The organism is Saccharopolyspora sp. NPDC045839 (assembly GCF_056431645.1).
Genome location: NZ_JBWKKH010000033.1, coordinates 1 through 18308 on the forward strand (window position 1 = coordinate 1; position 18308 = coordinate 18308).

Here is an 18308-nt window from a genome sequence, read left to right on the forward strand (position 1 = left end):
TTCGGCTGAGCCATCCCACGCTCCTCCACAAGCAAACGTGATCAACTCCAGCCACCACCTTGCCACAACAAGATCATTCTGCAAGGACCCCTAAGTACGCACGGGGTCCTGACCAGCAGAAACGGTGCTCACCAGGCCGGGCGGAGCGGGTAGTGGGCGTCGGTGTCGTCCAGCCGGACGCCGAGGACCTGGTGGAGCTGGACGATGTTGCGCTCGAAGCCCAGCCGGCAGGCGGCCATGTAGAGCCGCCACACGCGCGCCCGGTCGAGCCCGGCCTCCGCGACCGCCTCGTCCCAGTGCTCCTCCAGGTTCTTGCACCAGCCGGCCAGCGTCAGCGCGTAGTGCTCCCGGAGGTTCTCCTCGTGGCGCACCTCGAAGCCGTTGTCGTTCATCGCCGACACCAGCGTGCCCACCGGCTCCAGCTCGCCGTCGGGGAACACGTAGCGGCCGATGAACTTGCCCGGCCGCGAGCCGTGGCTGCCGTCCGGCCGGGTGATGCAGTGGTTGAGCAGCCGCCCGCCGGGACGCAGCTTGCTCGCCAGCAGCGAGAAGTAGCCCGGCAGCTGCGCCAGGCCGATGTGCTCGGTGAGCCCGATCGAGCTGACCGCGTCGAAGCCGGTCTCGGCGACGTCGCGGTAGTCCAGGTAGCGCACCTCGGCGAGGTCCGCCAGGCCGCGCTCGGCGATGGCCTTCTGCGCCCACTGCGCCTGCTGCCGCGACAGCGTCACGCCGAGCGCGCGCACGCCGTAGTGCTCGGCCGCGTGCATCACCATGCCGCCCCAGCCGCAACCGACGTCCAGCAGCCGCATGCCTTCCTGCAGGCCGAGCTTGCGAGCCACCAGGTCGTGCTTGGCGAACTGCGCTTCCTCCAAAGTGGACGTCTGCTCGGGGTAGACGGCGCAGGTGTAGGCCATCGACGGGCCCAGCACCCATTCGTAGAACCGGTTGGACACGTCGTAGTGGTACGCGATCGACGTGCTGTCCCGGCGCTTCGAGTGCCGCCAGCCGCGCGGGCGGTGCTCGACCACCGGCGGGCGCACCGGCCACCACAGCCGGTACCCGACGAGCTTCACCGCCAGCTCGCGGCGCAGGCTCGGCGAGATGTCGTCGAGCGCGACGGACGGGAACGCGGCCAGCGCGGTGTACATGTCACCGTGCACCTCGATCGCCCCGGTGACGTAGGCGCGCGCCAGGCCGAGCTCGCCCGGCGCGGCGGCGAGATGCGAAAGCGCAAGCGGTGAACGGATTTCCACGCACACGTCCGCCCCGGGTCGTCCGGCGCGGCTGCCGTCGAACGCGCGGATCTCCACCGAGAGGTCGCTTCCGAGGATGCGCGCGAACACCTCTGCCCAGCCCATCAGCGGATCTCCTTCCTGCTCACTTTTTCCCCACGCATTTCTCGTAGAGGCCGGGAAGCCGGCCCTGCGGGTCGTAGCGCTCCTTCAGCTGCCGGTATGCGGGGCGGTTGTAGAGCTGCCAGAACTCCGCTTCCTCGAAGTAGGAGTCGGAGTACAGCGACTTGTGCCCGTCGAGCTCGGTCACCGCGCGCTCGATGGCCCGGTTGAACCGGCCCGGCGCCTCGCCGCGCCGCAGCGGCACCGTGGCCCAGAAGCCGACGTTGACGTACAGCGCGTCGGGATCCATCGGGTACAGCGGCCAGCCCTTGCCATCGCGCAGCTGCACCGGGCACAACCAGACGGGGGCGATCCCGATGTCGCGGTGGAAGAACTCCAGGAACTCCGGCAGCCGCTCGACCGGGATCTCCACGTCCTGGATCACCGGCTCGTTGAGCCCCTTGCCGCGCAGCGTCGCGATCCGGTCGGTGACCGCGTGGCGGCGGTCCCAGGCCACGATCCGGCGGTACACGTCGGAGCGGCGGTACTGCCGCGGCCAGAACCGGCGGACGAGCGGGTGCTGCGCGCCGAGCGCGCGGGAGCACCAGAACCAGTCGGTGTCCCAGCGCCACAGGTACTCGCGGATGCCCAGGTAGTCGACCTGCCGCTGCTGGATGGACCGGTAGTAGACCTGCTGGCCGGTGTAGTCGCTGACGAACGGCGCCTTGTCCACATAGGACCCGAGCGTCAGGTACTGCTCGCGGGCGCCGAACACGGTGCCGTCGAGGAAGTCGACGGGCTCCCCGTCGTAACTGCGGTCGCGGCAGATCTCGGCGATCGCGGTGGCGCACTCCTGCGCGGAGCCGAAGCGCACGTGCCGCAGCCGGACGTACGGCTTGACCTGCTCCAGCTCGATCTCCAGCCGCAGCGCGTAGCCGAGCGTGCCGTAGGAATTGGGGAATCCGCGGAACAGGTCGGCGTGCTCGTTGTCCGGGCGGGCCCGGACGATCTCACCGGATCCCGTGAGGATCTCCATCTCCCGCACCGATTCGTGCGGGAGGCCGTTGCGGAAGGAGGTGGACTCGATGCCCAGCCCGGCGACCGCGCCGCCGAGCGTGATCGTCTTGAGCTGGGGCACCACGAACGGCATGTGCCCGGACGGCAGCAGCGCGTCGACGATGCTCTCGTAGGTCGCCATGCCCTGCACCTGCGCGGTGCGCCCGGCGGAATCCACTTCCAGCACCCGGTTGAACCGCCCGACGTCCAGCCCCGGCCCCTGCGACGGCGCGCGGAAGCGGAACAGGTTCGAGGTCGGTTTGGCCAGGCGCACCGGCGCGCCGGCCGGCAACCGGCCGTACTGCGCTACCAGAGCGGATACTTCGTCGGAATGGCTTCCTGCCGCGACTGTTCCCCGATCGGCCATGTCCCGACTCTATTGCCGGTCAAGCCCGCAGGCATCCCGCTTTACGCGGCGCGAACACGACCGCAACGCGGACAAAGAGGCCAAATCGACCGGGCCGGAACGAGGCCGCCGACCGGCGGAGATCGCAAAAGGCCAGGTGATCAACGCCGAGCGGCCTTATACCAGGCATACTTGCTTGTCGCATGCAAGTGAAACAGGATTTAGATCACATCGAATGCACCCGTTCGTGTGGCGTCACTCCGATCGGCGCAGCGCCCAGGCCCGCAGGCCGCGGAAGCTCTGCACCTTCGTCGGCCCCACCGAGATCAGCCGGTATTCGGCACGCCCCCGCAGGGCGGCCGCCACCTCCCGGTCGACCAGCACCGAAGCGGGGCGGGCGACCGAGGTGAGCCGGCTCGCGATGTTCACCGTCGACCCGTAGACGTCGCCGAAGCGCGCGAGCACCGGGCCCATCGCGAGCCCGATCCGCAGCGGCGGCAGCAGGTCGGTCTTGGCGATCTCCTCGTTCAGCGTCAGCGCGATCTCGGCGGCCTCCGCCGCGTTGTCGGTCACGAACAGCACCTCGTCGCCGACCGTCTTGACCACCCGGCCGTAGTTCTCGGCGACCACGCCGCCGGCCAGCGACTCGAAGCCGTCGATCAGCCGGGCCAGCTCCAGCTCGGTGAAGTCCCGGATCAACCGGGTGTAGCCGACGAGGTCGGCGAAGCCGATCACCTGCACCCGCTCGTCGGCGCCGGGATCGCGTTCGGCGAGCTCCCGCGCCGCGGTGGCCGCCAGGTGCCGCCGCCACACGTAGTCCTGCATCCGCTCCATCACCGGCAGGATCACGTCGGCGACCTGCGCGGTGGTCGCCACGTCCACCGCGAACTGCTCGCCCAGCAGCGACTTGAAGATCCCGACCTGCCACTCCGCCAGCCTGGACATGGTCTGGGCCAGCGACCGCGCCACCGCCGACTCCAGCTCCGGCGGGATCACCTCCGCCGAGACGAGCTCGACCAGCGAGCGCAGCGCGGCGACGTCGGCGTCGGTGAACACCACGGCGTCGTCTTCGACGTGCGCGAAGCCCATCGCCTGCCACAGCTGCTCGGCGCGGCTCACGGGCACCCCGGCCGCCGCGGCGACCTCGTCCTTGGTGTAGCGCGCGGGCCCGCCGAGGATGGTCTCCTCGACCTCGTGACCGCGCATCGACGGCCTACCGCGCGGTTCGGACAACGAGCACATCGCAATCGGCCCGGCGGCACACCTCGGACGGCACCGAGCCGAGGATGCGCCCCTTCAACGTGTTCAGCCCGCGGCTGCCCACCACCAGCAGGTCGGCGGCCTCCTTCTCGGCGGCGGCCAGCAGCACCGACACCGGCGCCCCGACCGAGGCGAACGTCTCGACCGCCGCCGCACCCGCCGAGCGGGCGACGTCCACCGCCTCGCGCAGGGTGTCCTCGGCCGGGGCCGAACCGATCACCTGGAACGCCTCGTCGCCGAGCGCGTCCTTCGCCTCCTCCACCTCCCGCGCGCTGCTCGGGTAGTAGGCGCAGACGATCACCAGCCGGGCCGTCGATTCGCCGGCGACCCCGGCGGCGCGGGCCACCGCGCGCAACGAGGGCGCCGAGCCGTCGGTCCCGACGACGACGGTTCGGTAACTGGACATCACAACTCTCACTTCCGCCGCGGGGCTGGCCTCGGGTGGACTCCGGCGTGAACACTAACGATCGCGATGCCCGCGGGTCACGGGTCGCTACCGATCAAGCCCGGCTGTGAGGCAGGCTTCGACCCCTCACCGGCCAATTTGTCCGGTCGGCCAAAACGGCCTGGAAACTCTCATCCGACCCCACAAGCAGATTGCGCATCGTCGACGCGTAGGTTTCGCCGCAACGTGCAAACCCATTGGTGATGCAGGACACGGACGACGTTGCGCGGGACGTCCACCGGGCCGGATCACGCCATGTACGTACCGTTTCGCGAGAACAAAATGCATCGGGAGAAGCCGTGACCACACCAAGTCTCCAACCCGGGCGAGGGATATTCCGCCGCAAGCCGATCGACTCGATCATCGAGGACGGCGGTGACACCGGGCTCAAGCGAACGCTGGGCCTGTGGCAGCTCACCGCGATCGGTGTCGGCGGCATCATCGGCGCCGGCATCTTCTCCCTGGCCGGCGCCGTGGCCAACGAGAAGGCCGGGCCTGCGGTGCTGATCTCGTTCCTGATCGCGGGCATCGCCAGCGCGGCCGCGGCGTTCTCCTACGCCGAGTTCGCGGGCATGATCCCCAAGGCCGGTTCGGCCTACACCTACGGCTACGCGGTGCTCGGCGAGGTCGTCGGGTGGCTGATCGGCTGGGACCTGCTGCTGGAGTACACCGCGATCGTCGCGGTGGTCGCCATCGGCATCTCCGGGTACTTCAACGAGCTGCTCGGCTTCCTGAACATCGATCTACCACTGTGGATGATGGGCGCGCCGGGCACCGAGGAGGCCGGCGTAGCGGCGGGCAGCTACAAGATCAACCTGTTCGCGGCGCTGCTGTGCCTGCTGATCGCCTTCATCCTCAACCAGGGCATGAAGAGCGCGGCGCGCTTCGAGACGCTGCTGGTGTACCTCAAGGTCGCCGTGGTGCTGGTCGTGATCGTCGTCGGCGCCTTCCACATCAACGCCGGCAACTACAACCCGTTCTTCCCGTTCGGCATCAGCGGCGCGTTCGCCGGTGCGGCGACGGTGTTCTTCGCGGTGTTCGGCTACGACGCGATGAGCACGGCGGCCGAGGAGTCCAAGGACGCGCAGCGGCACATGCCGAAGGCGATCATGTACTCGCTGGCCATCTCGATGGTGCTCTACGTGCTGGCCTGCCTGGTGCTCACCGGCATGGTCCCGTACCAGCAGATCAGCAGCGAGAGCGCGTTCGCCACCGCCTTCGCCGACGTCGGCCTGCCGGTGCTCGGCGCGATCATCGCGGTCGGCGCCATCCTGGGCATCCTCACCGTGCTGTTCACCTTCATGCTCGGCGTGACCCGCGTGGGCTTCGCGATGAGCCGGGACGGCCTGCTGCCGCAGTGGTTCTCCAAGACCCACCCGGTGAAGCAGGTGCCGAGCCGCTTCACCTGGCTCATCGGCATCGCCTCGGCCGGGATCGCCGGCCTGCTGCCGATCGGCGAGGCCGCGGAGCTGACCAACATCGGCATCCTGCTGGCGTTCGTGATCGTGTGCGCCGCCGTGATCGTGCTCCGCTACAAGCGGCCGGACCTGCCGCGCGGCTTCAAGTGCCCGGGCATGCCGATCGTGCCGATCATCGGCATCGTGTTCTCGATCTGGCTGGTCACGTTCCTCGACCCGGTGACCTGGCTGCGGTTCGCCGCCTGGTTCGCCATCGGCCTGGCGATCTACTTCGCCTACGGCTACCGCAAGTCGAAGCTGAACGAGGTCACCGCGACCGAGCCGCCGAAGTGACCTGCTGACCCCGGTCCACGACCGGAACCCGGAACGCCGGATGACGCCCCTCCCCCTGCGTCGTCCGGCGTTCCGGCGTTCCGGCGCAATTTCAATGGAAATCGAAGGTCCGATTTCCATTGAAATTGCGGAAATGGAAGTTGTTGTCCGCGAAGCGGAATGAGTCGCGATCGATCAAGGGTGTTCGCTGTGTCTCAGCGTGCACTGGATCACAGCGCGGCGGGGCTCCGGCGTCCTAGGGTTTTCCGGGCGTCGCCGGAAGTTCCCGGGGGCGTTGGAGTTCCTGCCGGGCCTCAATGCCGAGGGGTACTTGTGACGCGCGTTCGCGAACTGAGCCCGTATGTCGAGCTGCACCGAGCGCAGTGGCGGGAGCTGCGCGATTCCCTGCCCCTACCGCTGTCCGAGGACGAGCTCGTCGCCCTGCGCGGGCTCGGCGAGCCGGTCGACCTCGCCGAGGTCGCCGACGTCTACCTGCCGCTGTCGCGGCTGATCAGCCTCCAGGTGGCGGCCCGCCAGCGGCTGCACGAGACCACCACGACGTTCCTGGGCGAGGAGACGAACGGCACGAAGGTTCCGTTCGTGATCGGCATCGCGGGCAGCGTCGCGGTCGGCAAGTCGACCACCGCGCGGATCCTGCGCACGCTGCTGGCTCGCTGGCCCGACCACCCGCGGGTCGACCTGGTCACCACCGACGGCTTCCTGTACCCGAAGGCCGAACTGGTGCGCCGCGGTCTGATGCACCGCAAGGGCTTCCCGGAGAGCTACGACCGGCGGGCGCTGCTGCGCTTCGTCACCGAGGTGAAGTCCGGCGCCCCGGAGGTCACCGCGCCGGTCTACTCGCACGTCGCCTACGACATCCTGCCCGGCGAGCGGAACGTGGTCCGCAAGCCGGACATCCTGATCATCGAGGGCCTGAACGTGCTGCAGCCGGGCCCGAGCCTGGCGGTGTCGGACCTGTTCGACTTCTCGATCTACGTCGACGCGCACACCGACCACATCGCCCGCTGGTACACCGACCGCTTCCTGGCACTGCGCAGCACGGCGTTCGCGAACCCGGACTCGCACTTCCACCACTTCTCGGAGCTCTCCGACGAGGAGGCCCGCGCCGAGGCCGAGCACCTGTGGCGCACGATCAACGAGCCGAACCTCGTGGAGAACATCCTCCCGACCCGCCCCCGCGCGACCCTGGTGCTGCGCAAGGACGTCGACCACTCGATCAACCGGGTCCGCCTCCGCAAGCTCTGACGGTCTCCGAGCTCATACCGCGAAGCGGTGCGGGCGGCAGGTGCTCAGACACCCAGCCCGTTACAGCGCGAGCGGCGCGGAGCCGAACGCGACGTTGAAGCGGTCGCACCAGATCACGACGCTGCTCAGACCGGAGACCTGTGCGTCGGCCGGGATCACGTAGTTCTGATTGCCCCGGTTGGCCTTCAACGGGCCGAGCGCGACGTAGCGGCCGTCGTCGTACTTGCCCCAGTCACCGCCGGCGGCCTGATCGGTCAGCCACACGTGCAGGTCCGGGCCGTCGGAAGTGCCGAGCTGATCCAAGCGCAGCAGCAGCGCTCCGTCCGGGAGCCGCAACACCCGAGCCGTCCCGGTCGTCTCGTGCTCCTGCGTGACGAACGCTCCGGCCGCCAGTTCCACCGGCCCCGCAGGCGGCGGAGCCGACGACTCCGCAGGCCGGGCCGTCGGAGACGGCACGACCACCGTCGCCGCGGGCGGCAGCGCCTCGTCAACTGTGCGGCTGGTCCACAACCGCCACGGCTGGAAGGCCCACGCCCCAACCGCGACCACGACGGCGACCACGACCACCACGGCCCAGGTGGCCGGATGCCGCAGCAAGGATCGACGAGTCGTTCTCATGCCCGAACGCTACTGCCACCAAGCCCGATTCGTCCCTTACCGAGTCCTTACGGCCCCGAGCCCGGGAGGCCACCGGTCGAAGCGGTGGGAATGGCGGGGCGCGAGGTGGTGCTCGCGAAGGTGAGGTCGGCGAGGAGCTTCAGCGCCGCTTCCGAGGACGAGCCGGGCTCCGCGTTGAACACCGCGATCCGCTGGCCTTCGTCGTCGGGGATGTGCAGCAGTTCGGTGCCGAGCGTCAACGTTCCGACCAGCGGATGGTGGTACGATCTGCGGTCGTGGGCGCAGCCGCTGACCGGGTGGGCCGCCCACAGCGCGGCGAACTCCGGGCTGTTCATCGTCAGTTCGCCGATCAGCTCGGTCAGCTTCGGATCGTCCGGGTAGCGCCCCGCGATCAGCCGCAGGTCGGCCGCGGTGTCCTTGGCCTTGCGCGCCCAGTCGCCGAACAGCTCGCGCAGGTGCGGGTCGAGGAAGAACAGCCGCGCCCAGTTGGGCCGGTCCGCGACCCGCTGCGGGGCTACGTCGAAGCCGTGGAAACCGACATCCAAGGCCAACGTCTCGCCGCCTGACCGCGCCCACCAGGCCAAACGCACTCGCGAGTGTTTCTTCTGGTAAGAACCGGAATTATCACTCACGAGTGGCAGCAGGTGATCTGCGGCTCAGTGATCGAGACGCCCGGCCTTGGCCTGCCGGAGGAAGCCCGCCCAAGCGGCGGAGCCGAACAACAGCGCGGGACCTTCCGGATCCTTCGAATCCCGCACCCCGGTCACCGAATCCACAAGACCGACCTCGACGCAGTCGCCGCCGTTCGGCCCGCTGTAGCTGCTCTTGCGCCACACCGTGCCAACCTCGACGCACTGGCCGCCACCGTGCCCGCTTCGACTGCTCTTCCGCCAAGTGCCAGCTAACTCCGTGGAATCACGAACGTGGAAGTCGGCCATCGGTCAGCTACCCCTCAAAAGATCGATCAGCAGTCCCTTGGAATCATGCGCGGACAGTGCCTGCTCGCTCAAGTAGCCGAAATCTTCGTTGAACTGCGCGATCTCCTCGGGCTCCTCCAGATAGAGGCCGCCGCGTTGGTTCTCCACGTACACGACACCGGGATCGTTCGGCCGCGGAAATCCGAGCCACTTGAAGGACCCCAGATGTCCTCTGCCCGGCCCCGCGCTGAACGGCATCACCTGGAGCGCGACTTGAGGGTGGTCGCACATCTCGATCAGGTGCTGGAGCTGTTCCTTCAAGACGGAACCGTCACGGTAAGACCGGTGAAGCACGGATTCATCGACGATTGCGTGCAAGGACAATGCATCCGCGTCTCGATGCAGCGCGCTTTGACGTTGCAGACGAGCGTCCACCTGACGTAGCAGCTTGGCCTCAGCCATGAAGTTGGCACCATGGATCATCGACTCCGCGTATGAACGGGTCTGCAACAAGCCGGGAATGAACCCGATATCCCACTGCCGAATCACGCTGGCTCCCCACTCAAGTCCGATGTAGAGGGAGAACCAGTCAGGGATGGCTCGGTTGCCGTCCCACCAGCCCTTCTCCTTCGCGATCTCGGAGAGTTGCAGGTACCAGCCGATGCGCTCCGGCAGTACGCCGAGGAACGGCAGCATCACTTCCAGGTCCGGGCCACTGACCGCGTTCCGCATGCTCTCGATGTGCGCGATCTTCGCCGGATTGCACCGCAGGCGCTTAGCGACGTCGGACTGCTTGAGCCCAGCGGCCTCCCGCAGCCGCTTCAGTTCCTGTGCCAACCAACGTCGTCCGACGGTCGGGCTGATCGTTTGCGGTTCCCGAGACTCGGAGTCGTTCACTGCTCACCTTCCAGGTCCGAGCGATCACCAACCACCCAAACGGGGAACTTGTGTCCGTCAACACTACGCGTCAAATTGACTATAGTCACTCTTGGCTCACGCAACACTACTTTTCGCAACTGTCACCACTGTCTCGGGGAGGCGTTATGCGTTGTGCGATTGCCCTGTACCAGGTCGTGAACCCGGACTCGATAGGCGCTTACGACAAGCTGCTGCTCGCCGAGCCGCTTCCCGGCGACGAGGCACCGGAGGTGTGGCGTGCGTGCCTGCACGACTGGGCCGTGGCGAAGCTCCGGCGCGATGATCATCGGTTCGGGGTGTACTTCGCCGCCGTCGTCCCGGTCGACGAGCGGGGCGAGCCGGACGAGGACAAGATGCACGACCTCGTGCTGAACGATGTCGACCCCGTCGAGCACCACCTGTGGTGGTCCGGCGTCGGCGAGCTCGTCGAGACGTCGTGAGGATTGCGGCGTTTTCGCGCGAAACCGGCGCTTCGCAGGCGTGGCGAACGACGGTTTCGCGCGAAAACGGCGCCTTCAGCGGCGGGCGGCCCGGCGGGACAGCAGCAGCTGGAGGTGGGCGCTCAGGCGTTCCGTCGGGTTGGTGAGGTCGATGCCCGTGATCTCGCCGGCCCGGCGGACCCGGTAGCGCAGCGTGTTCGGGTGCACGTGCAGGCCGTCGCTGGCGCCCCGGACGTCGCCGAACGCCTCCAGGTACGCCAGCAGCGAGCGGGCCAGATCGGTGCCGTGCTCCGCGTCGTGCTCGTGCAGCGCCGCCAGGCGGGAGTCGCGGAAGCGCTCGTTGCCCTGCAGCACCGTCAGGATCTCGCTGATCACCACCTGCGCCCGGACGTCCGAGATCGTCGCGATCTCCGCGCGCAGGTCGTGGGTCATCGCGTCGAGGATGCGGTCCGCCTCGGTGCGCGACTCCGCCACCTCGTCCAGCGTCCGCGCCGCCGAGCCCACGCCCACCTGCACCCGCGCCCGCAGGTGCTGCTTGGCCGCCGCCACGATCTCCCGCGTCAGGCTCAGCGCCGACGCCACCGCCGAGCGTTCCGGCAGATCCGGCAGCAGCACGTACACCCGCGAGCCGATGGTGGTGACCAGCGCGCTGCGGCGGTACGCCGAGGCGTGCACCGAGATCAGGCTGGTCATCTCGGCGCGCTGCAGCTCCAGTTCGGAGCGGTCCGCGCTGGCCTCCGGCGGGCGCAGCGTGAACACCACGACCACCGCGGGCTTCGCCGGGTCCGCGCCGATGTTGTCGGCCACCGACTGGGCGTCGATGAGGCCGTCGAGCAGCCCGGTCAGCAGGTTCTCCCGGAACCGCGGCCCGGCGGTGGCCTCGGTGCGCTGCCGGATCAGCTGCAGCGCCGCCACTCGCGCCGCGCCCAGCAGCGCCCGCTCGGAGTGCTCCGACAGCGGCCGCTTGCCCTCCTGCACCCAGATCGTGCCCAGCGGCTGGGTGCCCGCGTGGATGCCGACCGCCATCCGGCGGCGGATGCCCAGGTCGGGCCGCTCGTCGATCCGCACGACGTCCTCACCGGCGCGCAGCCGCTGGTAGACGCCCCACTCCCGGAGCATCGCCAGGTACGGCTCCGGCCCCTGCCTGCCCAGGATCGACAGCCGGCGCAGCTCGTCGACCTCGTCGTCCGAGCGCGAGTAGGCGAGCACCCGGCTCGCGGTGTCCTCGATCGCGACGATGCCCTCGGTCATCGCCGCCACCGTCTGGGCCAGCGAGAACAGGTCGCCCAGCGCCTCCCCGAGGTCCGCGTCGGTGGTCAGGCGGGCGTTGTCGACGGCCGAGCGCGCGAAGGACTCCAGCCGCTCCCAGCGGACCTCGGGCCGCACGCCCAGCAGCGCGATCCGGCAGTCGATCGCGGTGTCCCGCAGGGCTCGCGCGTCGGATTCGGAGTCGACCTTCACCGCCACGGCCGCCGCGCCGTCGCGCGCCGCCGCGCGCACCAGCCGGGCGGCCGCCCGGCCCCGTGCGCCGATGACCAGCACGAAGTCGCCGTTGCGCCCGCTGCCGGACTCCTCCTCCGGGTCGACAATGACGACGTCGCGCACCTCGACCTCGAAGCCGCGCGGCGCCGCGAGCACGTCGACCAGCGGCTCGCCCACGGCGATCAGGAGTTGGCGCAATGGCACCCCCACCACGGCGACGCCCACCGCGTCCACCGCCGGGGCGTTTTCGACCTCGTCCAACCCACGAACCCCACTTGTTCAACCGGACAATCCGATATTGACAACGATAGCCGAATGGACAAGCCCGGGGCGCTAACGAAACCTTAATCTCCCAAGTAACAGGACCCTTGTCCCAGACAGCGACTCTCGCAAGGAGGCGAAATTGGCCATGGACGCCATCACTTCGGTCCCGGTGCCCTACAACGAGCCGGTCAAGGGCTACGCGCCCGGCTCGCCGGAGCGGGAGTCGTTGCAGAAGCGGGTCGCGGAGCTGGAGTCCGAGCGCATCGAGCTCACCCAGACCATCGGTGGCGTGCAGCGCCTCGGTGGCGGTGACAAGTTCGACGTGGTCCAGCCGCACGACCACCAGCACGTGCTGGGCACCGCCGCGCAGGCCACCACCCAGGACGTCGCCGACGCCGTGCAGGCCGCCAAGGACGCCGCCCCCGCGTGGGCCGCGACGTCGTTCGACGAGCGCGCCGCCGTGCTGCTGCGCGTCGCCGACCTGCTCGCCGGCCCGTGGCGCGACACCATCAACGCCGCCACCATCCTGGGCCAGTCCAAGTCGGTGCAGCAGGCCGAGATCGACGCCGCCTGCGAGTTCATCGACTTCCTGCGGTTCAACGTGCACTACGCGCGGCAGATCATCGCCGAGCAGCCGCGGTCGGTTCCCGGCGAGTGGAACCGCATGGACTACCGCCCGCTGGACGGCTTCGTCACCGCGATCACGCCGTTCAACTTCACCGCCATCGCCGGCAACCTGCCCACCGCGCCCGCGCTGATGGGCAACACCGTGGTGTGGAAGCCGACCCCCTCGCAGCAGTTCGCCGCGCACTTCACCATGCGGCTGTTCGAGGCCGCCGGGCTCCCGGCGGGCGTGATCAACCTCGTCACCGGTGACGGCCAGGCCGTCAGCGAGGTCGCGCTGACCGACCCGGGCTTCGCCGGCCTGCACTTCACCGGCTCCACCGCCACCTTCAAGAAGCTGTGGCGGACCATCGGCGACAACCTCGACAGCTACGGCAGCTACCCGCGCATCGTCGGCGAGACCGGCGGCAAGGACTTCATCGTCGTGCACCCGTCGGCCAACCCGACCCCGCTGGCGACGGCGTTCACCCGCGGCGCGTTCGAGTACCAGGGCCAGAAGTGCTCGGCGGCGTCCCGCGCCTACGTCCCGCGCTCGATCTGGGAAGGCGGCCTGCGCGACGAGCTGGCCGACCTGACCCGCTCCGTCCGCTACGGCGACGTCACCGACTTCTCCTACTTCGGCGGCGCCGTCATCGACGCCCGCGCCTTCGCCAAGCACAAGGCGGCCCTGGACCGCGCGGCCAAGAGCGACTCCATCGAGGTCCTCGCCGGCGGCGGCTACGACGACTCGGTCGGCTACTTCGTCGAGCCCACCGTGCTGGTCTGCGACGACCCGGCCGACGAGGTGTTCACCACCGAGTACTTCGGGCCGATCATCGCCGTGCACGTCTACGACGACGCCAAGTACTCCGAGATCCTCGACGTCGTCGACGCCTCCAGCCCGTACGCGCTGACCGGCGCGGTGTTCGCCACCGACCGCAGCGCCATCGAGCTGGCGCACCAGAAGCTGCGCGGCGCGGCCGGCAACTTCTACGTCAACGACAAGCCCACCGGGTCGATCGTCTCCCGCCAGCCCTTCGGCGGCAGCCGCGCCTCCGGCACCAACGACAAGGCCGGCTCGCTGCTGAACATCCAGCGGTGGACCAGCCCGCGGGCGATCAAGGAAACCTGGGACGCCCCCACCGGTATCTCCTACCCCCACATGGGCTGAGCGTTCGGGGCGCCCTCGGCCGAGGGCGCCCCGAACCCCCGAGCAGTTCCCCACTCCGGACCCTTCGCCCGTTCGGCGAACCGCGGCACGCACTTTCGACTGCAGGCAACGCGGAAGGCAGGAGATCCCCGAAACCCCCGAGCACAGCTGCAAAGAAGGAGACCACGATGCTGCGCAGCACCCTGCTGGCCGCCGCCCGTTCCCAGGGCGTGCGCCGACTCGTGGAGGCCAACCCGCTGACCAAGCCGGTCGTCGAGCGGTTCGTGGCCGGCACCACGCCGGAGGACGCGGTCCGGGCCACCCGAGCCCTGCGTGACCAGAACATGTACGTCACGCTCGACCACCTCGGCGAAGACACCCTCGATGCGCAGCAGGCCACCGACACCGTCCGCGCCTACCAGCAGATGCTGGAGGTGCTCGCCGCCGAGGGCCTGGCCGACCGGGCCGAGGTCTCGGTGAAGCTCTCCGCGGTCGGGCAGTTCCTGCCCACCGACGGCGAGAAGATCGCCCTGGACAACGCGCGGCTGATCTGCGAGGCCGCGGCCGCCGCCGGCACCACGGTGACCCTCGACATGGAGGACCACACCACCACCGACTCGACGCTGGGCATCCTCCGCGACCTGCGGGTGGACTTCCCGTGGGTCGGCGCGGTGCTGCAGGCGTACCTGCACCGCACCGAGCAGGACTGCCGCGACCTGGCCGGCGAGGGCTCCCGGGTCCGGCTGTGCAAGGGCGCCTACTCCGAGCCGGCCTCGGTGGCCTACCAGGGCAAGTCCGAGGTGGACCGCTCGTACGTCCGCTGCCTGAAGATCCTGATGGCGGGCGAGGGCTACCCGATGGTGGCCAGCCACGACCCGCGGATGGTCGCGATCGCCGCCGACCTGGCCGCGCGGTCCGGGCGCAGCGCGGACAGCTACGAGTTCCAGATGCTGTACGGCATCCGGGCCGAGGAGCAGAAGCGGATCGCCGCGGAGGGCAACAAGCTGCGGGTGTACGTGGCCTACGGCGACGAGTGGTACGGCTACTTCATGCGCCGCCTCGCCGAGCGCCCGGCCAACCTGGTCTTCTTCCTGCGTTCGCTGATCTCCCAGAACTGATCCGGCGCCCCCGAACGGCCCGGCCCGATTCCCTTTCGGGCCGGGCCGTTTCCCATGCGCCGCAGATCACGTCGGCACGCCCGGTTCGCCTCGTTAATCTGAATCTTGAAAGATTCTTCGCGTTTCTGGGTGGGACAACATGCGCAGGCCGGCCGCAACGCTCTTCCGGATCGCCGTGGCGCTCGCGGCCGCCGTCGGGATCTACCTGAGCACGAAGGACGGCAGCTTCACCGGCTCCCTGGTGTACTTCACCATCCAGAGCAACGTCGTGGTGGCCGTCGTGTTCGCCTGGGCCGCGGTGGCGACGGCGTGCGGAGCGGGACACCCGCCGAAGTGGCTCAAGGGCGGCACGACGCTCTACATCGCGATCACCGGGCTGGTCTACAACCTGGTGCTGGCCGGGCAGCCGTTCCAGATGACCGCGGCGCTGTCCGGCACCTGGGAACTGGGCAACCAGCTCGTGCACCTGGTCACCCCGATCGCGGCGGCGGTCGACTGGCTGCTGTTCGACGAGCACCGCCGGTTCCGCTGGGCCGACGCGCTGCGCTGGCTCGCCTACCCGTTCGGCTACCTGGCCTTCGCCCTGATCCGGGGCGCGCTGCTGGACCGGTACCCGTACCCGTTCCTGGACGTCAACGCCCTCGGCTACGACGGGATGGCGCTCAACGTGGTGATCTACGGCGGAGCGTTCTGGCTCCTCGGCCTGGCGATGGTGGCCGTCGACCGGGCGCTCCCCCGCAACGCGCCCGCGGTCGCAGCCCCTGCCCTGCCACGCGTCGCGGCGTGACCTTCGCGCGGTTTCAATTGAAACCGCACACCCCACCGGAAACGTGCCTCCCGGGAGATTCCACAGTTTCAATTGAAACTGGGCCTCGGCCGGGGGTGTCCGCAGTTTCGATTGAGCGTTCTCCATCCTGGTCGGCCCGCAGCCGCGGGACGCAAAGCCGCACTTCGATGGATGCCGCATGCGCCGCAGGCGCATAGCCCACCCCCGCAACTGGCACCGCCGCGGGTTCACCGTGCCCACCCCTCCGGGGTTCTCCCGGCGAGGACGGCCCCTCCGCCGTGTATTGGACATACATCAGGAGGGGCACCCACAGCCAGGGAACCTCTGAGGTTCCGCTACCCGCACCGCCACGCAAATTGAGGTTGGAAAAACCTCGATGAAACTGCGGATCATCTGGTCAGGCGCGCTGCTTCCGGCGGTGGTGGAGGTTCGCCAGGGCCGTCACCGCGAAGGCGCACGCGCACGCCACCAGCATCGCCAGGGCCATGCCGAGCTTGTTCGTCGCGATGAACGGCGGCACGAACGCCGGCAGGTAGGCCGTCGCTTCCGAGCCCGTCCAGCCCACCAGCGCGCCGCCCGCCGCCGCGCTCAGCAACGCGCCCGCGAAGACCCGCTTGTCGGCGAACAGGAACGGGTAGGCCGCCTCCACGAAGGTGCCGAAGCCGAAGTTGACCGCCGCGCCCGAGGCCGCCAGCGCGCGCTCGCCGCTGCTGCGCGGCAGCACCACGTTCGCCAGCGTGATCCCGAGGCTGACCATCACCAGGCCCACCATGTCGATGGCGCCGAAGAAGCTGTGCCCCTTCTCCCCCATTTCGACCAGCACGAGCGGCAGGATCACCGCGTGGTAGACGCCGCCGATGATCGCCGGCCACATCACCAGCCCAGCCACCGCACCGGCCAGCAGCGGGTTGAACTCCACCAGCGCCTCGATGCCGGCCTTGACACCGTCGCCGATCGCGCTGGTCAGCGGTGCGAGCGCGAAGTGGACGACGAGCCCGCCGAGCAACCCGGCGAGACCGCCGGTGACGATGTTCGCCGTCGTCGCCGGGAACCGGCGCGCCAGCGTCCAGGTGAGCAGGTACGACGCCAGCACACCGGCGAGCACGCCGCCCACCAGGCCGCCGAGGATGCCGCCCTGCGCCGACAGGATCCCGGCCACCGCACCGGCGACCAGCCCGACCTCGCCGAGCCCGGAGACGCGGCGGGCGGCGACGGCCGCCACGACGATCGGCAGCCCTTCCATGAGCGTGTCGAAGACCGGTGACAGGAAGTCAAGACCGGGGATCTTGCTGATCGCCAGCACCAGGGCCATCGCGATGAACGCCGGGATGCTGCCGACCATGATCCCGCGGATGCTGATCCGCCGCCACGGGCTTCCTTCGGCCACAGTGGACGGTCCACTGCCGATGACCGGCCGGTACTTCAGGCCCCAGCGGCGGGCGAGCCCGGACACGTAGGACACCGCGCGGGTGGCACTGGTCGTGCCGGTGGTGCCGGAGCCGGCGACCAGGTCGACGCCGAGGGCCTGCGCGGTGGCCAGCGAGGTGCCGCCGGTCCCGCTGGCCGGGGCGCGGACCTCCGCAGCCGCGGTGACCGCCTGGCCGTTGGCGCCCGACGGGTCCGCGCTGACCAGGATCAAGCCGTCGATCTCACCGGAGCGCAGCGATTGCGCGAGGCGCTCGTCGTGCCCCGCGGCCGCCTCGTTGACCTCGGCCAGCGAGCCCTGCAAGGCCGGCGCGGGCCCACCGGGTTCCAGCGTCCACAGGGTCGCCGCGGTGTCGTCCGAGGCGCGGTCCATCGACGACTGGGCGGCGACGAACTGCACCGCGGCCAGCTCGATGCCCGCGGCGTCCAGCTGCCGCGCGATGTCGGCCAGCAGCCGGGCCGGGTCGTCGCCGCCATGGCTGTGCAGGTTTCCGCCGCTGCTGCCGATGATCGCGACGCGCTTCGGGCCGTCTCCGGTCGACTGGGCCATCGAACCTCCGGGTGTAGCGGGAGAAACCGCCGGGCAGCGCCCAGGCCGCAGGCATACTAACAACCACTACTCGTCCGATCGGGTGATCGCGAACGGCCGATCGCCCGCACCGCCGACCACCCGACTAGGACTTGGCGGCTTGGCGGCGGGCCCGGTGGTTGGCGACGTTGAGGCGGTTGCCGCACAGCTCGGGCATGCAGTAGCGGCGGCGGCCCGCCCGGCTGGTGTCGACGAAAACCCCGTTGCACACCGGCTAAGCGCAGTCCCGGAACCGGTCGTGCCCCAGCGCGCGCAGAGCGCCGAGCAGCCCGGTTCCCACGAGGACCGCCAGCTCGTCGGCCAGCGACGCGTGCGGCGCGGTCGCGACGTGCCACTGCCACCGGCCGCCGTCGTCGCGGTGCAGCGACGGGCCGGTGGCGGCGCGCGCGACCAGTGCCGTCGCACCTTCGACGAGCCGGTCCTCGTCGGCTTCGATGACGGCCCGGACCTCTTGGCGGAGCGCGCACCTGATCGAGGACGAGCCGCGGGAAACCGCGGCGGCACTGCTCGACTTCTTCGGCCGGCCCTCGGTTTCCGCAGCTCTGCGGCCGTGAGCGTTT

General features: G+C 69.5%; 18 protein-coding genes. 7 read left to right on the forward strand and 11 right to left on the reverse strand.

Annotation, left to right across the window (positions count from 1 at the left end; all coding sequences use genetic code 11):
* Positions 1 to 128 precede the first annotated feature (128 nt).
* From AC07EQ_RS33685 to AC07EQ_RS33700, 4 genes are all read right to left on the reverse strand, one after another.
* Positions 129 to 1358 carry a class I SAM-dependent methyltransferase gene (locus AC07EQ_RS33685; RefSeq protein WP_478391866.1) on the reverse strand — a complete coding sequence of 410 codons (1230 nt, stop codon included), beginning with the start codon at positions 1356 to 1358 and terminating at the stop codon, positions 129 to 131.
* Between the two features lie 19 nt (positions 1359 to 1377).
* Positions 1378 to 2757, reverse strand: coding sequence for an FAD-binding oxidoreductase (locus tag AC07EQ_RS33690; protein WP_478391867.1), 1380 nt, complete (start codon positions 2755 to 2757; stop codon positions 1378 to 1380).
* A 234-nt stretch (positions 2758 to 2991) separates the two neighbouring features.
* Positions 2992 to 3942, reverse strand: coding sequence for an adenylate/guanylate cyclase domain-containing protein (locus tag AC07EQ_RS33695; protein ID WP_478391868.1), 951 nt, complete (start codon positions 3940 to 3942; stop codon positions 2992 to 2994).
* A 7-nt stretch (positions 3943 to 3949) separates the two neighbouring features.
* Positions 3950 to 4402 carry a universal stress protein gene (locus tag AC07EQ_RS33700; protein WP_478391869.1) on the reverse strand — a complete coding sequence of 151 codons (453 nt, stop codon included), beginning with the start codon at positions 4400 to 4402 and terminating at the stop codon, positions 3950 to 3952.
* Positions 4403 to 4740: 338 nt separating this feature from the next.
* Here AC07EQ_RS33700 and AC07EQ_RS33705 point away from each other — a divergent pair, with 338 nt between their 5' ends.
* The 3 genes from AC07EQ_RS33705 (at position 4741) to coaA (ending at position 7437) form a co-directional block, all read left to right on the forward strand.
* Positions 4741 to 6192 (forward strand): amino acid permease, encoded by a 1452-nt coding sequence (locus AC07EQ_RS33705; protein ID WP_478391870.1) that lies wholly within the window; start codon positions 4741 to 4743, stop codon positions 6190 to 6192.
* A 40-nt stretch (positions 6193 to 6232) separates the two neighbouring features.
* Positions 6233 to 6355 (forward strand): hypothetical protein, encoded by a 123-nt coding sequence (locus AC07EQ_RS33710; RefSeq protein WP_268951823.1) that lies wholly within the window; start codon positions 6233 to 6235, stop codon positions 6353 to 6355.
* Positions 6356 to 6504: 149 nt separating this feature from the next.
* A complete protein-coding gene (coaA, locus tag AC07EQ_RS33715) occupies positions 6505 to 7437 on the forward strand; it encodes a type I pantothenate kinase (RefSeq protein WP_478391871.1) in 933 nt (310 codons plus the stop codon).
* Between the two features lie 60 nt (positions 7438 to 7497).
* On the opposite strand, the gene AC07EQ_RS33720 is transcribed toward coaA, so the two are convergent.
* From AC07EQ_RS33720 to AC07EQ_RS33735, 4 genes are all read right to left on the reverse strand, one after another.
* Positions 7498 to 8055 carry a DM13 domain-containing protein gene (locus AC07EQ_RS33720; RefSeq protein ID WP_478391872.1) on the reverse strand — a complete coding sequence of 186 codons (558 nt, stop codon included), beginning with the start codon at positions 8053 to 8055 and terminating at the stop codon, positions 7498 to 7500.
* Positions 8056 to 8102: 47 nt separating this feature from the next.
* Complete coding sequence (locus AC07EQ_RS33725; protein WP_478391873.1) at positions 8103 to 8606, reverse strand: MmyB family transcriptional regulator; 504 nt, start codon at positions 8604 to 8606, stop codon at positions 8103 to 8105.
* Positions 8607 to 8711: 105 nt separating this feature from the next.
* Positions 8712 to 8993 carry a DUF397 domain-containing protein gene (locus AC07EQ_RS33730; protein ID WP_478391874.1) on the reverse strand — a complete coding sequence of 94 codons (282 nt, stop codon included), beginning with the start codon at positions 8991 to 8993 and terminating at the stop codon, positions 8712 to 8714.
* 3 nt (positions 8994 to 8996) lie between these two features.
* Positions 8997 to 9869 carry a helix-turn-helix domain-containing protein gene (locus AC07EQ_RS33735; protein ID WP_478391875.1) on the reverse strand — a complete coding sequence of 291 codons (873 nt, stop codon included), beginning with the start codon at positions 9867 to 9869 and terminating at the stop codon, positions 8997 to 8999.
* A gap of 146 nt (positions 9870 to 10015) precedes the next feature.
* Between AC07EQ_RS33735 and AC07EQ_RS33740 the strand changes: the two genes are divergently transcribed.
* The gene (locus AC07EQ_RS33740) at positions 10016 to 10330 is read left to right on the forward strand and encodes a hypothetical protein (RefSeq protein ID WP_478391876.1); all 315 of its coding nucleotides are present in this window, start codon (positions 10016 to 10018) and stop codon (positions 10328 to 10330) included.
* 75 nt (positions 10331 to 10405) lie between these two features.
* Here AC07EQ_RS33740 and AC07EQ_RS33745 read toward each other — a convergent pair whose 3' ends face one another.
* On the reverse strand, positions 10406 to 12016 hold the full coding sequence (locus tag AC07EQ_RS33745) for a PucR family transcriptional regulator (protein WP_478391950.1): 1611 nt from the start codon (positions 12014 to 12016) through the stop codon (positions 10406 to 10408).
* Positions 12017 to 12221: 205 nt separating this feature from the next.
* Here AC07EQ_RS33745 and pruA point away from each other — a divergent pair, with 205 nt between their 5' ends.
* The 3 genes from pruA to AC07EQ_RS33760 all read left to right on the forward strand — a co-directional run bounded on the left by pruA (position 12222) and on the right by AC07EQ_RS33760 (position 15734).
* Positions 12222 to 13850 (forward strand): L-glutamate gamma-semialdehyde dehydrogenase, encoded by a 1629-nt coding sequence (pruA, locus tag AC07EQ_RS33750; RefSeq protein WP_478391877.1) that lies wholly within the window; start codon positions 12222 to 12224, stop codon positions 13848 to 13850.
* 167 nt (positions 13851 to 14017) lie between these two features.
* A complete protein-coding gene (locus AC07EQ_RS33755) occupies positions 14018 to 14947 on the forward strand; it encodes a proline dehydrogenase family protein (protein ID WP_478391878.1) in 930 nt (309 codons plus the stop codon).
* A 139-nt stretch (positions 14948 to 15086) separates the two neighbouring features.
* Complete coding sequence (locus AC07EQ_RS33760) at positions 15087 to 15734, forward strand: Pr6Pr family membrane protein (protein ID WP_478391879.1); 648 nt, start codon at positions 15087 to 15089, stop codon at positions 15732 to 15734.
* Positions 15735 to 16131: 397 nt separating this feature from the next.
* On the opposite strand, the gene AC07EQ_RS33765 is transcribed toward AC07EQ_RS33760, so the two are convergent.
* Together AC07EQ_RS33765 and AC07EQ_RS33770 are read right to left on the reverse strand one after the other, a co-directional pair.
* Positions 16132 to 17709 carry a hypothetical protein gene (locus tag AC07EQ_RS33765; RefSeq protein WP_478391880.1) on the reverse strand — a complete coding sequence of 526 codons (1578 nt, stop codon included), beginning with the start codon at positions 17707 to 17709 and terminating at the stop codon, positions 16132 to 16134.
* Between the two features lie 124 nt (positions 17710 to 17833).
* Positions 17834 to 17959, reverse strand: coding sequence for a CGNR zinc finger domain-containing protein (locus AC07EQ_RS33770; protein ID WP_478391881.1), 126 nt, complete (start codon positions 17957 to 17959; stop codon positions 17834 to 17836).
* Positions 17960 to 18308 lie beyond the last annotated feature (349 nt).

Bases quoted from the DNA above. Each gene is read 5' to 3' on its own strand.
- AC07EQ_RS33685 (WP_478391866.1), bottom strand. From the start codon at position 1,358: ATGGGCTGGGCAGAGGTGTTCGCGCGCATCCTCGGAAGCGACCTCTCG.
- AC07EQ_RS33690 (WP_478391867.1), bottom strand. From the start codon at position 2,757: ATGGCCGATCGGGGAACAGTCGCGGCAGGAAGCCATTCCGACGAAGTA.
- AC07EQ_RS33695 (WP_478391868.1), bottom strand. From the start codon at position 3,942: ATGCGCGGTCACGAGGTCGAGGAGACCATCCTCGGCGGGCCCGCGCGC.
- AC07EQ_RS33700 (WP_478391869.1), bottom strand. From the start codon at position 4,402: ATGTCCAGTTACCGAACCGTCGTCGTCGGGACCGACGGCTCGGCGCCC.
- AC07EQ_RS33710 (WP_268951823.1), top strand. From the start codon at position 6,233: ATGACGCCCCTCCCCCTGCGTCGTCCGGCGTTCCGGCGTTCCGGCGCA.
- AC07EQ_RS33720 (WP_478391872.1), bottom strand. From the start codon at position 8,055: ATGAGAACGACTCGTCGATCCTTGCTGCGGCATCCGGCCACCTGGGCC.
- AC07EQ_RS33730 (WP_478391874.1), bottom strand. From the start codon at position 8,993: ATGGCCGACTTCCACGTTCGTGATTCCACGGAGTTAGCTGGCACTTGG.
- AC07EQ_RS33740 (WP_478391876.1), top strand. From the start codon at position 10,016: ATGCGTTGTGCGATTGCCCTGTACCAGGTCGTGAACCCGGACTCGATA.
- pruA (WP_478391877.1), top strand. From the start codon at position 12,222: ATGGACGCCATCACTTCGGTCCCGGTGCCCTACAACGAGCCGGTCAAG.
- AC07EQ_RS33755 (WP_478391878.1), top strand. From the start codon at position 14,018: ATGCTGCGCAGCACCCTGCTGGCCGCCGCCCGTTCCCAGGGCGTGCGC.
- AC07EQ_RS33760 (WP_478391879.1), top strand. From the start codon at position 15,087: ATGCGCAGGCCGGCCGCAACGCTCTTCCGGATCGCCGTGGCGCTCGCG.
- AC07EQ_RS33765 (WP_478391880.1), bottom strand. From the start codon at position 17,709: ATGGCCCAGTCGACCGGAGACGGCCCGAAGCGCGTCGCGATCATCGGC.